At 60.5% G+C, this 13,727-nt stretch carries 14 protein-coding genes and 1 pseudogene; 10 read left to right on the plus strand and 5 right to left on the minus strand.

The window, feature by feature from the left end; translation table 11 throughout:
• Nucleotides 1-3 precede the first annotated feature (3 nt).
• From AC22G1_RS18985 to AC22G1_RS19000, 4 genes are read left to right on the plus strand one after another with little or no spacing between them, the layout of a single operon-like run.
• Entirely contained in the window at nt 4-1,335 is a 1,332-nt protein-coding gene (locus AC22G1_RS18985) for an ABC transporter permease (protein WP_487314742.1), read from the plus strand.
• Nucleotides 1,336-1,345: 10 nt separating this feature from the next.
• On the plus strand, nt 1,346-2,548 hold the full coding sequence (locus tag AC22G1_RS18990; protein ID WP_487314743.1) for an ABC transporter permease: 1,203 nt from the start codon (nt 1,346-1,348) through the stop codon (nt 2,546-2,548).
• Between the two features lie 9 nt (nt 2,549-2,557).
• A complete protein-coding gene (locus AC22G1_RS18995) occupies nt 2,558-3,895 on the plus strand; it encodes a sigma-54-dependent transcriptional regulator (RefSeq protein ID WP_487314744.1) in 1,338 nt (445 codons plus the stop codon).
• A complete protein-coding gene (locus AC22G1_RS19000; protein WP_487314745.1) occupies nt 3,885-5,189 on the plus strand; it encodes a sensor histidine kinase in 1,305 nt (434 codons plus the stop codon). The genes AC22G1_RS18995 and AC22G1_RS19000 overlap by 11 nt, the downstream gene beginning before the upstream one ends.
• Nucleotides 5,190-5,315: 126 nt before the next feature.
• On the opposite strand, the gene AC22G1_RS19005 is transcribed toward AC22G1_RS19000, so the two are convergent.
• Entirely contained in the window at nt 5,316-5,768 is a 453-nt protein-coding gene (locus AC22G1_RS19005) for a hypothetical protein (protein WP_487314746.1), read from the minus strand.
• A gap of 129 nt (nt 5,769-5,897) precedes the next feature.
• Nucleotides 5,898-6,449 carry a cytochrome b gene (locus AC22G1_RS19010; protein WP_487314747.1) on the minus strand — a complete coding sequence of 184 codons (552 nt, stop codon included), beginning with the start codon at nt 6,447-6,449 and terminating at the stop codon, nt 5,898-5,900.
• Between the two features lie 254 nt (nt 6,450-6,703).
• Between AC22G1_RS19010 and ftn the strand changes: the two genes are divergently transcribed.
• Nucleotides 6,704-7,168 (plus strand): heteropolymeric bacterioferritin subunit Ftn, encoded by a 465-nt coding sequence (gene ftn, locus AC22G1_RS19015; protein ID WP_050659591.1) that lies wholly within the window; start codon nt 6,704-6,706, stop codon nt 7,166-7,168.
• 24 nt (nt 7,169-7,192) lie between these two features.
• Here ftn and AC22G1_RS19020 read toward each other — a convergent pair whose 3' ends face one another.
• Complete coding sequence (locus tag AC22G1_RS19020) at nt 7,193-7,969, minus strand: MmyB family transcriptional regulator (RefSeq protein ID WP_487314748.1); 777 nt, start codon at nt 7,967-7,969, stop codon at nt 7,193-7,195.
• A gap of 92 nt (nt 7,970-8,061) precedes the next feature.
• On the opposite strand from AC22G1_RS19020, the gene AC22G1_RS19025 reads away from it, so the two are divergent.
• From AC22G1_RS19025 to AC22G1_RS19035, 3 genes and pseudogenes are all read left to right on the plus strand, one after another.
• Complete coding sequence (locus tag AC22G1_RS19025; protein ID WP_487314749.1) at nt 8,062-8,829, plus strand: class I SAM-dependent methyltransferase; 768 nt, start codon at nt 8,062-8,064, stop codon at nt 8,827-8,829.
• An 87-nt stretch (nt 8,830-8,916) separates the two neighbouring features.
• Nucleotides 8,917-9,294 (plus strand): diacylglycerol kinase, encoded by a 378-nt coding sequence (locus tag AC22G1_RS19030; protein WP_050659588.1) that lies wholly within the window; start codon nt 8,917-8,919, stop codon nt 9,292-9,294.
• A gap of 146 nt (nt 9,295-9,440) precedes the next feature.
• Nucleotides 9,441-9,809: pseudogene (locus AC22G1_RS19035) on the plus strand (phosphatase PAP2 family protein); the annotation flags it as partial.
• A gap of 37 nt (nt 9,810-9,846) precedes the next feature.
• On the opposite strand, the gene AC22G1_RS19040 reads toward AC22G1_RS19035, so the two are convergent.
• The gene (locus tag AC22G1_RS19040; protein ID WP_487314750.1) at nt 9,847-10,584 is read right to left on the minus strand and encodes a sulfite exporter TauE/SafE family protein; all 738 of its coding nucleotides are present in this window, start codon (nt 10,582-10,584) and stop codon (nt 9,847-9,849) included.
• A 254-nt stretch (nt 10,585-10,838) separates the two neighbouring features.
• Between AC22G1_RS19040 and AC22G1_RS19045 the strand changes: the two genes are divergently transcribed.
• Nucleotides 10,839-11,099: a RebB family R body protein gene (locus AC22G1_RS19045; protein WP_487314751.1), complete on the plus strand. Its 261-nt coding sequence runs from the start codon at nt 10,839-10,841 to the stop codon at nt 11,097-11,099.
• Nucleotides 11,100-11,148: 49 nt separating this feature from the next.
• On the opposite strand, the gene AC22G1_RS19050 is transcribed toward AC22G1_RS19045, so the two are convergent.
• A complete protein-coding gene (locus AC22G1_RS19050) occupies nt 11,149-11,628 on the minus strand; it encodes a thioesterase family protein (protein WP_050659584.1) in 480 nt (159 codons plus the stop codon).
• 116 nt (nt 11,629-11,744) lie between these two features.
• Between AC22G1_RS19050 and recQ the strand changes: the two genes are divergently transcribed.
• On the plus strand, nt 11,745-13,568 hold the full coding sequence (gene recQ / locus AC22G1_RS19055) for a DNA helicase RecQ (RefSeq protein ID WP_487314752.1): 1,824 nt from the start codon (nt 11,745-11,747) through the stop codon (nt 13,566-13,568).
• Nucleotides 13,569-13,727 lie beyond the last annotated feature (159 nt).

The raw sequence follows: 13,727 nt of genomic DNA on the forward strand, positions 1-13,727 counted from the left end.
AGCATGTTCAGTTATTACCTGCGCCTTGCCTGGCTGTCGTTCAAAGGCTCACCGGTGATGTCCACCCTGATGGTGCTGGCCATTGCCGTGGGGGTGGGGGTGGCCATGAGCACCCTGACCCTGCAATACGTGATGTCTTCCAACGCCCTGGCCGACAAAAACGACCAGCTTTACTACGTGCAGCTGGATATTCGCCCCAGCGATAACAACGGGCCGCAGCACACCCGCAACGGCATACCGGACCAGCTGGCCTACCCCGATGCCGAAGCGCTGTTGCAATCGGACATTCCCACCCGGCAGGTGGCCATGCACCAGTGGGGCGGCACCATTACCTCACCCAACCCGGACATCCGCCCGGCGCTGATCTCGATGCGGGTCACCACCCGCGACTTTTTCTCCCTGTTCGATGTGCCGCTGCTCTATGGCACCATCTGGGACAAAAGCGCCGACACCCAGGGCCAGTACCAGGTTGTGCTGAGTAAACGCACCAGCCAGCAGATGTTTGGCGAAGAAAACCCGGTGGGTAAATCGGTAGAGATAAACGGCCACCCTTATGAAGTGGTGGGGGTTGCGGCCGACTTTGAACCGGCTCCTTCGGTGCAGGATCTCACCACCGGTTCTTTTGGCGGCAACGCCGATGCCTACGTGCCCTTTGGCTTGCACCGGCCGCTCAGCCTCATGCCCTGGGGCAACATGAGCTGCATGGGCGGCGGCAGTGACAAAGGCAACCCCGAAGGCTACGAAGGCCTGCTGCAATCAAACTGCATCTGGCTGCAATATTGGGTGCAACTGGACAGCCCAGAGCAAAAGGCACGCTACCAGCAGTTCCTGGCCAATTACGTTAAAGACCAGCATAAGCAAGGCCGTTTTGAACGTGACCAAGGCGCGGTGTTGTCCACCCCGGCCCAATGGCTTTACCAAAACCGGGTGGTGGGTAACGACACCCAACTGCTCACCTGGCTGGCCTTTGCCTTCCTGCTGGTGTGCATCATCAACACCATCGCCCTGCTGCTGGCCAAGTTCCTGCGCATGGCCCCTCAAGCCGGTGTGCGCCGCGCCCTGGGTGCCAGCCGCAGCGCCGTCTTTACCCAACACCTGATTGAAAGCGCCCTGGTTGGCGTGATTGGCGGCGTGCTGGGTATTGGCCTGGCCCTGCTGGGGCTGGTGGCCATCCGCCAGCTGGTGGCGCCAAGCATGGCCGCCATTGTCCACATGGACCCGCTGATGATGTGTGTAACCGCTGGCCTGGCGCTGGTGGCGAGCCTCCTGGCCGGGGTGTATCCGGCCTGGCGCATCAGTACCACCACCCCAGCCTACTACCTCAAAACCCAGTAAGGAGCGCACCATGTTTGAATTCGGACCCATACTGCGCACCTTGTGGCGCAACAAAACCGGCGCCTTGCTGATCATGCTGCAAACCGCCCTGACCCTGGCCATTGTGGTGAACGCCGCTTTTATCATCACCCAGCGCCAGGCCAAGATAGACAGGCCCACCGGCGTTGATGAAGCCAACACCTTTACCCTGTCGGTGGTACCGACCCAGGCCGGCGATAAAGACTACGCCGACGTGGAGCGGGACATGATTGCCCTGAACCAGCTGCCCGATGTGGTCAGCGCCACCATCGTCAACAGTGCGCCGCTGTCGAGCTCCGGCTCCACCAGCACCATGCGCTCGGAAGACAACAAGCCGGGTATCGGCGAAGTCGAAGCCAACGTCTTTAACACCGACCAGCGCGGCATGGACACCTTTGGCCTGAAGCTTTTGGCGGGGCGCGACTTCACCGCCAACGACATGACGGTCACCTCCAGCCTGGAGGGTAAAACACCCACCGTCTGTATCGTTACCCGCCAACTGGCCAACAAGCTCTTTGGCAAAGGGGTAGACCCCATCGGCAAACTGCTCACCCCTGGGGTGCAGGTGATTGGGGTGGCCTCCGACACCATTGGCGCTTACCCCAACTCTGATGTCGCCGGTGACGTGGTGCTGGTGCCGCAGTTCTATACCAACTTCAACCTGCGCTACCTCATCCGCGTTAAACCGGGCCAACTGGACGCCATGATGAAAAAGGTGCCCGACGTGCTCAACAACCTCGATAGCCAGCGGGTGGTAACCGGCGTGCGCAGCCTTTTAAGCTACAAACGTTCGGCCTACCGCAGCGACCAGGCCACCATCTCCATGCTCAGCGTGACCATGGTGCTGATAAGCCTGGTAACCGGCCTTGGCATTGTCGGCCTGACCCTGCTGTGGGTTAACCAACGCCGCAAGCAAATCGGCACTCGCCGCGCCCTGGGGGCCACCAAACTGATGGTGGTGCGCTATTTCCTGGTGGAAAACGGCATCATTATCGGCGCCGGTATCGTGCTGGGTTGCGCGCTGGCCTTGTTTGCCAACCACCTGATGGTGCAGCATTACCAGATGAAGGCCCTTGAGGTCGGCTATCTGGCAGGTGGCGTGGTGGCGGTGTGGCTACTGGGCCTGCTGGCGGCGCTGATGCCCGCCTGGCGCGCCGCCCAGGTATCGCCGTCCCTGGCTACCCGTAGCGTGTAAAAGGATTGTATGGACAAGATCCTCATCATCGACGACAACCCCGCCGTGGGCCAGGCCCTGGGGTTGTTGTTGAAGCTTAACGGCCTGCAAAGCGACACCGCTCTGACCCCTCAGGCTGGCCTTACCAGGCTTGAGGCGGGCGACATCAGCCTGGTTATCCAGGACATGAACTTCAGCAGCGACACCACCAGTGGCGAAGAAGGCAAAGCGCTGTTCTTCGCCATCCGTGAGCAGCACCCGGACTTGCCCATCATCCTGCTCACCGCCTGGACCGAGCTGGAAAGCGCGGTCAGCCTGGTCAAAGCCGGCGCCGCCGACTACCTGGGCAAACCCTGGGACGACACCAAGCTCATCGCCACGGTGCAAAACCTGTTGGAGCTGGCCGAACTCAGCCAGCAACAGCAGGCCCAGGCCCAAGCCCAGGCCCAGCGGCGCCAAGCCCTTGCCGACAAATTCGATTTGGCCGGGCTGGTGTACCAGTCCGACGCCATGCAGCGGCTGGTGGAAATGGCGGCGCAGGTGGCCAGGGCCGAAGTGCCGGTGCTGATCACCGGCCCCAACGGCGCCGGTAAGGAAAAGATCGCCGAGATCATCCAGCGCAATTCCCAGGTGGCCGCCGGGCCCTTTATCAGGGTCAACGCCGGCGCCCTGCCGCTGGAATTAATGGAAGCCGAGCTGTTCGGCGCCGAACCGGGGGCTTATACCGGCCTCAATAAAACCCGTATCGGCCGCTTTGAGGCCGCCGACGGTGGCACCCTGTTTTTGGACGAAATCGGCAATCTCTCCCTTTCCGGCCAGATGAAGCTGCTGCGGGTGCTGCAAACCGGCGAGTTCGAGCGCCTTGGCTCCACCCAGACCCGCAAGGTACGGGTGCGGCTGATATCCGCCACCAACAGCGACCTGCCAAGTGCCATTCAGGGCGGCAGCTTTCGCGAAGATCTCTACTACCGGCTCAACGTTATCGAGCTTTCCCTGCCGCCCCTTAAAGAACGCGCCGAGGACATTTTGCCCCTGGCCCGGCATTTTCTGGCGGGGCGCCCCTTGAGCCTGGACGCGGTGCGCACCCTTGAAGCCCACGACTGGCCTGGCAATGTGCGGGAGCTGGAAAACTGCCTCAAACGGGCCGCGCTGTTGGCGCCGGGGGAACGCATTGAGGCGGTGGATTTAAACCTGCCGCCGCCACGGCAAAGCCGCCCCCGGGCCGCCTTTGAGCCCGATGAGCAGCAGCTGCGCGATGTATTGAGTGAAGCCTCCAGCATCAGCGAGGCGGCCCGCACTCTGGGACTGTCGCGCCAAGCGCTTTACCGGCGCCTGGAGAAATACGGAATCGTCCTCAATGAGCTTTGAAGCCAAGCTGACAGCGGTACTGGTAGCCAGCCTGCTGGCCATGGCCCTGGCCGTAGGTGCGCTGCTGCAACTGGGTTTTGGCCTTTGGCTTGCCCTGCAAATGAGCTTGCTGGCGGCGCTGCTGCTGGGCTTGGTGCTGGGCAGAATGGTGACCAGGCGCCTTAACCGGGGCCTGGACGCCCTCACCACCGGTTTACTGAACTTCAAGGACAACGACTTTTCGGTGTCCCTGACCCATCAGGGCCGCGATGAGATGGCGCGTCTGGCCACCCTTTATAACGATGCGGCCCTGAAGCTTCGCGCCGAGCGGGCCCATATCTACCAGCGCGAGCTGATGCTCGACACCGTGCTGCAAAGCTCCCCTACCGCCCTGGTGCTCACCAGCCAGGACCAGCGGGTGCTTTACGCCAACCCGGCGGCCAGGCAGCTGCTGCTGGAAGGTAAAGGCATCAACGGCTTGGCCTTGGCCACTTTGCTGGAGCAGCTCCCTGAGGCCATCAAAGAGGCCATGGCCGCGCCCCAGGACGGGCTTTTTACCCTGCCCACCAGCGATGAGCCACAGATCTGGCACCTGTCGCGCAGCCAGTTTCAGCTCAACGGCCAGCAGCATCAGCTGTATCTGTTCAAGCAGCTGACCCGTGAGCTCAGCCGCGCCGAAGTGGGCACCTGGAAGAAGGTGATCCGGGTGATAAGCCACGAGCTTAACAACTCCCTAGCGCCCATTGCCTCCATGGCCCATTCCGGGCAGAAGCTGGTGGCCAACCCCGACCCGGCGCTGCTGACCCAGGTGTTTGACACCATCAGCGAGCGGGCCGACCACCTCAACCGCTTCTTGCAAGGCTATGTGCGCTTTGCCCGCCTGCCCCAACCCCAATGCCAGGCCATCAACTGGCACGAATTGCTGGAAAGATTGCAAGGGGTGGTGGCGTTTCGGGTCCGTGAGGCGCTGCCCACCAGCGCTGGCTGGGGCGATGCCGCTCAACTGAGCCAGGTGTTGGTGAACCTACTGAAAAACGCCGCCGAAGCAGGCTCCGAGCCCAAGGATACCGAGCTTGCCATCAAGGCCCAGCCCGGCTGGCATTGCCTGGAAGTTACCGATAGGGGTAGCGGCATGAGCGAGCAAGTGCTCACCCAGGCGCTGCTGCCCTTTTATTCCACCAAGAAAGAAGGCACCGGCCTTGGCCTGGCGCTGTGCCGCGAAATCATCGAGGCCCACGGCGGCCGCCTGCACTTGGAGAACCGTGCCAACGGTGGCCTGAGGGTCAGGCTGTGGTTGCCGCTGCCTCAGCCCTGACAGGGCATCAAAGATGACATCATGTCTGGTTGACCGTCAGTTTCGGGGTGGCATTCACCCCTGGTTGACGGTCTTTTTTGCGTATGAAAAACGCTGATTTGAAGGCCCCTTGGCAAGTAGCCAAGGTTAAAGCGGCAAGCCCTGATGGATGTTCTGAAAGTGGCTTTTAAACAGCGCCAGTTTTGCAGAGAAAATCAGGGAAAGGTGAATAACAGAGACCGCCAGCCCAGTAAGGGGAAACCACAGCGGGCTGTTTCTCGTCAGGCTAAGGAGCGAGCCTGCCAAAAACAACAACACAAAAGCACCGGAAAGGATCTTAAGTAATAGAAGGGCCCAATCTTTACCTCGGGTGAGCATGAAACTGCCGTGCACCTCGGCAATCAGCAGGCAGATAAAGCTCACGATAAGAGAGGGAGCCACCCTCTCTACCGGCCAAGAAGGCATCACCAGCAGCCGTAAACTCAAGCAAATACCGGCAATGCAAACAAGCCCTGTCATTACCGATGCGATAAAGGTAAACGACCCTTCTGGCAGCAAGGCAACAACCTCTTCATCCTCGTTTTTGGTGAGCTTGCCCATAGGTTTCCTTCTTCATCGGCGCCCATGGATGTTACGCACCGAACCGCACAACAAAAAGAGGCTCCCAGCCCCTCTTCACTGCTCTCTTTCACGCCATGGAATAAAAAACGGGGCCTTGGCCCCGCTTGTTCAGCTCTCTACCGAATGCCCCAGCATCCGCCTGAGGGTGCCGTCCTTATCGATAATGTGGTGCTTCAAGGCGCCAACAACGTGCAGCACTATGGTGCCCATCAACAGGTAACCGTTTATCTCGTGGCCTTGCTCACCTACCTCGGCCCAGAACGGCGAGTAAGGCACGGCGTCGTGGGTGCCGGGGGCAAAATGGGTGTCTACCATCTGCCAACCGAAGATATCAACGCCGTGGCCACCGACCGCCGACATCAACAATCCAAGCACTGGCATCGACAGGGTGGAGATGATCAATACCCAGTGCACCAGCATGGCGATAAAGTGCAGGAAGGGGCGGTCTTTCCCCAGCGGTTTGGGCCAACCCATCTTCATGCGCCAAATCACCCGTGGTACCACCACCAGCAAGATCAGCACGCCAATGGCCTTATGCAGGTCGTAATAGCCGTAGTCGTGCCAGTTGGTCATGTAAAAACCGACGATGCACAAAAAAATCATGGTGATGGCAACTATCCAGTGCAGCCTGATGGTGGTTTTGCTAAGCGCGCTTGCCATGTGATGTCTCTCTCCCCAAAAAAACGCAAATAAAACCCACTGTTGTTAAAGGAACCTTATTGGCTGTCCCCTTTTGGGAAAACTGCATAATTCCGGACATTTAACACCAAGAAAACGAACCTTCATTGGTAGTAGATCCAACAGGAAATCAAAGTCATTCTTATTTATCGATAAAAATACAGTTTCTTGATAGCTTTTTTGCTTTTCTGGCCGTACTGCTGCATCCTTTAGCCACAAGGAAAGGAGCACCCACCATGCGCGGCAACCCTGAAGTCATTGAATACCTGAATATGCTGATCGGCGGCGAACTGGCCGCGCGGGATCAATACCTTATCCATTCCCGCATGTACGAGGATTGGGGCCTTAACCGTATTTACGAGCGCATCGACCACGAGATGCAGGAAGAGGCCGAGCATGCCGACGCCATCATCCGCCGGGTGCTGTTCCTGGGGGGCACCCCGGACATGAACCGCCACGATATCAATGTCGGCACCGATGTGGTGTCTTGCCTCAAGGCCGACCTGGCCCTGGAATACGAGGTGCGCGAGAAGCTGGCCAAGGGCATCGCCCTTTGCGAGAAAAAAGGCGACTACATCAGCCGCGACCTGCTTCGCCAGCAGCTGTCTGACACCGAAGAAGACCACACCTACTGGCTGGAAAAGCAGCTGCGGCTTATCGACATGGTGGGGCTGCAAAACTACATTCAGTCCCAGATGTGAAAAAAGCCGCGCAACGCGGCTTTTTTATTGGCCCGCCACCGGGCTTAGGCACACCAGTTTGCAATCTGGCGCAGCGCTTGGCACCAAGGTAGTTTGGATAAAGTTCAGCACCTTACCCTGGCGGCAAAAGCCGCGCTCACCCCCTTCCCGATACTGCACCGCCTGCGCCTGCCAGCAGCGGCTGAAATCCGCGCTTTGCCCGTTCAACCTCTCCACCAGCGCCAGCAGGGCCGGGTCACCGGGGTGGCGGGCAAAATCATTACGAAACTCCGCCACCAACCGCTCCGAGCGCACCGGCCAGTCGGCAATAAGACGCCGGGCCAGGGGCGAGAGAAACACAAATTCCAGCAGATTGTGGCCCTCGGCCTGTTGGTCAAGCCAGGGCGCAAAGAGCCGCTCTGCGCCGCTGTTCCAGGCCTGAATGTACCAGCAGCGGTCCAACAGATAGGCCGGCACCGCCAACAACCCCGGCAGAGCCAGCAGCGAGGGCGACAAGGCGGCAGCGGGCGGGTCGGTCAGCTCTGGGTCGCGCCGCCCGGCCAGTTCAAAAAGCGTGGCCCGTTCGGCCGCCGTCAGTTGCAGCGCCAGGGCCAGGCGCGCCAGGGCATTGGCCGAGGCGCTGACCTGGCGGCCCTGCTCTAAAAAAGTGACCCAGGTAATACTGACCCCGGCGGCATCGGCCAGCTCTTCGCGGCGCCAGCCGGGGGTACGGCGGCGGCCAAAAGCCCGGGCCGGTGGCGCCAGGCGTTCTCGGTGAGCACGGATAAACTGGCCCAGCAGGCGGGCGGCGTCGGGTGTCATGGCAGCATTTGTACCAGTATAAAAACCTATCTTGTACCAGTTTACTGGCCTGCCAACAATGGCCCTGCCTACCGAACAACAGGGAGAAACCCATGGCACATCAAGACCATAATGCCGTTGTCAGCGGCCAATTCAGCCCCCAGGCCGAAGCCTATTTGCACAGTAGTACCCATGCCACTGGCACGGATCTGGCGCTGATGGTAGAGGCGGTCCGTACCCGCCCCGAGGCAGTGGTGCTGGACATGGGCTGCGGCGGCGGCCATGTCAGCTTTCAGGTGGCGCCCCATGTGGCCAAGGTGGTGGCCTACGACCTTAGCGCCGAGATGCTGGCAGTGGTGGCAGCGGAAGCCGGACGCCGCGGCCTTGGCAATGTCGTCACCCAACAGGGCGCGGCACAAACTCTGCCCTGCCCCGATGCCAGCTTTGATGTGGTGATCACCCGTTACAGCTGCCACCACTGGCAGGACATGGCAGCTGGCCTAAAGCAGATGCGGCGGGTGTTAAAGCCCGGCGGCATCGCCCTGTTCATGGATGTGCTAAGCCCCGGCAAGCCGCTTTTGGACACCTGGCTGCAAAGCATTGAGCTGCTGCGCGACCCCAGCCATGTGCGTAACGCCTCCCCTGCCCAGTGGCGCCGGTTGCTGGCCGAGGCGGGGTTTAGCATCACCGCTGAACAAGGCTTCAAACTGCCCCTGGCTTTTGCGCCCTGGGTGGCGCGCATGCAAACTCCGGCGGTGCAGGTGGCGGCCATTCGCGCCTTGCAGCAGCAGGCCAGCCGGGAGGTGAGCGACTACTTTGCCTTTGGCGAAGACGGCAGCTTTGTGGTGGATACCCGGCTCTTTATCGCCAAGGGAGAATAACTTTTCAGGGAAAGGCGGATTTTCATTGCCTTAAGGTTCTCCTAAGATGATCGCGCCAAGCTCACCGCCTTCTTTGTGGAGTACTGAATGAAACCTGGACACACGGGTGTGAAACGCCTCTGGTTGGCCAGCCGCTATTCCTGGCAGGGGCTTCGCGCCGCCTGGCGCAGTGAAGCCGCGGTGCGCCAGGAGTTGATCCTGATTGCCGTGGCCGTGCCCGGCGCCTGTCTGTTGCCGGTTACCGGCATGGAAAGGGCGCTGATGGTGGCCTCGGTGATGCTGATCCTCATCGTGGAGTTGCTTAACTCCGCCATCGAGGCAGTGGTGGATCGCATCGGGCCTGAACACCACGAATTGTCCGGGCGAGCCAAAGACATTGGCTCGGCAGCAGTGCTCGTTACCCTCTTGCTGGCGGTACTGGTATGGCTAAGTATTCTCTGGGGTTATTTCTCGGCTGGGCTCTGACCCTGCTGCTGAGCGTGTGGCATGGGCCGGACTTTGCGCTGGCCCATTTTTGGTATCAGCTGGAAGGGGGCCACTGGGCCCTTGAAAACAACTGGCTGACCAAAGGCATCATCCACACCCAAGGCCGCCACCTGACGGCCGCCATGATGGTGGCGGTGTTCCTGGGCTTGGCCTGGAACTGGAAAAAGCCCTCACGCCGCCGCTGGGTATACCTGGCGGTTACCGCGCCGCTGATCGTGATTGTGGTCAGCATCATCAAGCACCTGGTGCCCATGGATTGCCCCTGGAGCCTGCTGGACTTTGGCGGCGACCGGCCCTTTATCGCCCTGTTTGCCCATCGCCCAGCCGACCTGCCCGCCAGCCAATGCTTCCCCGCCGGCCACGCCAGCAGCGGCTACGCCTGGCTGGCCCTGTATTTTGCCATTCCCGGTAGAAAGCCCTGGGCGCTGCTGCCCGGCATAGCGATCGGCCTGACCTTCGGCATAGCCCAGCAGCTGCGCGGCGCGCACTTTTTGTCCCATGATCTGTGGACCATCATGCTGAGCCTGACCATCAGCTACCTGACAGCCCGCGTGCTGCTTCCACAAGCAGTTGCAGCGCCAGCAGTGTCAGCACCAGCTGAAACAGCCGATGAAAGCGCTGCTCCGATATCCGCCCCAGCATCTGCAACCCAAGCCAATTCCCCACAATAGACGCCAGGAACATGGCGATAATAAGCGGCCACCAGTCGCGAAACACAAAGCCGGCCATGCCAAAGGCAATGGCCTTGGCCGCATGCTGAAAACTCATGGCCCCGGCAAAGGTGGCAATGGCGGCGAAGCGGTCGCGGCTTTGCGGCTTGATAAAGGCCGCCACCAGCGGCCCTGACGCCCCCACAAACAGGGTGATAAAGCCGGTGCCAAAGCCGCCAAGGGCCAAACCCAAACGGCCACTGGTAAATTTGGGCAGCGCCGGCCCCCAGCACAGGTACAGCACAAAAGCAGCAATGGCCAGTTGCAGCGCCTCGCTGGGCAGCTGCACCAAAAAGCAGCTGGCAAGCCAGGCTCCGGCAAAACTCATGGGCACAAACACTGCCAGCAACGGCCAGTTGATATGGCGCCAGGACATCACCCCCCGCACCACATTGGACCCCAGCTGCACCAGGCCGTGAACCGGGATCACCGCCGCGGGCGGCAGGATAAGTGCCATGGCGGCGATGAGGATGGCGCCGCCACCGGCACCCATGCAGGCGGTAATAAACGAGGTAAAGGCAGAAAGGGCGGTCAGCCCCCAAAAGCTCAGATCCGACACCTAACGGCTCCTGTGGCCGGCGATTGAGGTTGCCGAGTTTATCACCAAAGGTGCCCTGCACCAGCAGCCCATGCCCCCTCTCACCTTCCTGGCCGCAGGCTTCTGTCTTGTGTACCTGTGCCCCAATGGCACCAAGGCCGTCAGGCCACAAAACTGCGCAGCGGCCCGACACTGGCTGAGAATTTACTCTACGCTAAAAGCTCCGCTGCAAAAGCCAGCCTAGGCTCACCACATAATTGAAAAGGAAGAAAATTATGGCTATTCCCACCGCAGTCAACGGGCAAATCACCGACGCAGTCACCCAGGAAAACACCCAGGTTTTGGGTGATGCACCGGCCATGGCAACCGGCAATGTGATGATGGCCGCCAGCCAGGCACTTGCCAACGCCGCCCACAACGCCACAACGGCGCAGCAAGACAATGCTGTTACCGCCCAAGCGGCGCTGACCCAAGGCGTAGACACGCTTTACAGCATCGACGCCGCCACTGACAAGGAGGGTGCTGGCAGGCCCTGAGGCCGCCCTGGTGCTATCGCCACCTTAAGGGCCGCCAGCAGCAACCTTATCAACCCACCATATAGGTGCCGGTGCCGAAGGCGATATGGTCGCCGGCCTCGTTGTGCAGCTCCATACGGGTGACCGCCACCTTGTTGCCGGCACGGATGATGGTGGCAGTGGCCACAAAGGCCTCGCCCCGGCCGGGGCGCAGGTAATCGACCCGCATATCGATGGTACCCATCTTGCCAAACTTCTCGGCCAGGGTTTTCACGGTGGCGCCGTCAAACTTGTCGGTTACCGAGGCGATGGCAGCCAGGCCCCCCACCACATCCAGCACCGAGGCCGTCACCCCGCCGTGCAAAATTTTCTGCACCGGGTTGCCCAGCAAATCGTTCTTCATGGCAAAACGCACTTCCACGGCGTCGGCCTCGTAGCGGGTTACCTTCAGGCCCAGCACCTTGTTAAAGGGCATCTGAGCGGTGAAAAGATCGCCAACAAAGGCCAAAATCTCTTCGCGGCTCAAGGGGGTATCGGTTAAAGACGTCATTTCCTTCCAACCCATTCGTTTGATTCTGCTGACTTTTATTTTTATTAGCCGGAGTATCACGGCCCACCAGAAAGACAAGGCTTCCTCCTTCCATTACAATGGCCGGCGCTATGAGCATGTCCCAAGCCCCCGTCTTTGTGAAGTCCTCCGATGAGTCGCCGCAGTCCGTGCTGGCGTCAGTTTTCGGCTACGACGCCTTCAGGCCCGGCCAACAGGCCGTGGTAGAAGCTGTGCTGGCCGGCCGTGATGCCCTGGTGATCATGCCCACCGGCGGCGGTAAATCCCTGTGTTATCAGGTACCGGCCCTGGTGCGCCCCGGCACCGCCATTGTTATTTCGCCGCTCATTTCCCTGATGAAAGACCAGGTAGACCAGCTGCTGGCCATGGGGGTGCGGGCGGCTTATTTGAACTCGGCGCTACCCAGAGACAAGCAGTGGCAGGTGCTGAACCAATTACACCACGGGGAGCTGGATTTACTGTATGTCTCTCCCGAGCGCCTCAGCCAGGTGGATTTTCAGCAGCGACTGCTGGAGATCCCCATCAGCCTCTTTGCAGTGGACGAAGCACACTGCATCTCCGCCTGGGGCCACGATTTTCGCCCCGAGTATATGGCCCTTGGCCAGCTGAAACGGCATTTCCCCCAGGTGCCGCTGATGGCGCTGACCGCCACCGCCGACAAAGCCACCCGCCAGGATATCGAGCAGCGCCTGGGGCTGGTGGACCCGCACTTCAACCTGTCGAGTTTCGACCGGCCCAACATCCGCTATCTGGTGGTGGAAAAATTCAAACCCATCAACCAGTTGCTGCAATACCTGGAAGGCCAGCGCGGCCAGAGCGGCATCATTTACGCCGGCTCACGCAAAAGGGTGGACGACATCGCCCAAAAGCTGCGCGGCCAGGGCTTTAACGCCGCCGCTTACCATGCGGGCCTGTCCAGCGACGAGCGCCAGTTCGTGCAGGAAGCCTTCCAAAAAGACGAAGTGGATATTGTGGTGGCCACCGTGGCCTTCGGCATGGGCATCAACAAACCCGATGTGCGCTTTGTGGTGCATTTCGATTTGCCGAAGAACATCGAGTCCTACTACCAGGAAACCGGCCGCGCCGGCCGTGACGGCTTGCCGTCGGAAGCCTGGATGCTGTTTGAACCGGGCGATGTGGCCAGGGTGCGCAGCCTGATTGAGCTTTCTGAAAACGAGGCTCAGCAAAAAGTAGAGCTGATGAAGCTCAACGCCATGGCCGGCTTTGCCGAGGGGCTCACCTGCCGGCGCCAGGTGCTTTTAAACTACTTTGGCCAATACAGCGGCGAGCGCTGCGGTAACTGCGACATCTGCCTGGACCCGCCCCAGACCCTGGACGGTACCGAACTGGCCCAAAAGGCCATGAGCTGCATCTACCGCACCGGCCAGCGCTTCGGGGTGGGCCATATTGTCGAGGTGCTGCGCGGTGGCCAAACGGCCCGTATCAAGGAGCTGGGCCACGACAAGCTCAGCACCTGGGGCCTGGGTAAGGACCAAAGCCACGATTACTGGGTCAGCATCATCCGCCAGCTCATTCACCACGGCTTGGTGATGCAGGACATCACCCGCCAGAGCGCCTTGGTGCTCACCGAGGCAGCCCGGCCGGTGCTAAAAGGCGAGCGGCCGCTGATGCTGGCAGTGCCAAGGCTGGTCACCAAGGTGCGCCAGACCCGCGCCACCGACAACAGCGCCGCCGACAAGGTGCTGTTTGCCCGCCTCAAAAAGCTCAGAAAGCAACTGGCCGACGAATTCGAAGTGCCGCCCTACGTGGTATTCAACGACGCCACCCTGGCGGAGATGGCCAGCCACTTCCCCACCTCCGACGCCGAGCTTTTAGCCATCAGCGGGGTGGGCCAAACCAAGCTGTCGCGCTACGGCGAGCCCTTTTTGGGCCTTATCACCGACTACCTCAATAAGGGCTAGCGCCATCGCCTGTGCGGCGTTGAAAGCCGCCTTCTCTTGCTCATTTACAGCGCGGCACGGGCCGGAGGAGGCGCTCGCCTTGCCCAGCTGGCTTCGCAGGCGCCCTGATGCCTGGGAAAGAGCACCTAAAGAAAGGGTTAGCTTTCGCCTTTTGAATAA

The organism is Gallaecimonas zhanjiangensis (assembly GCF_057624825.1).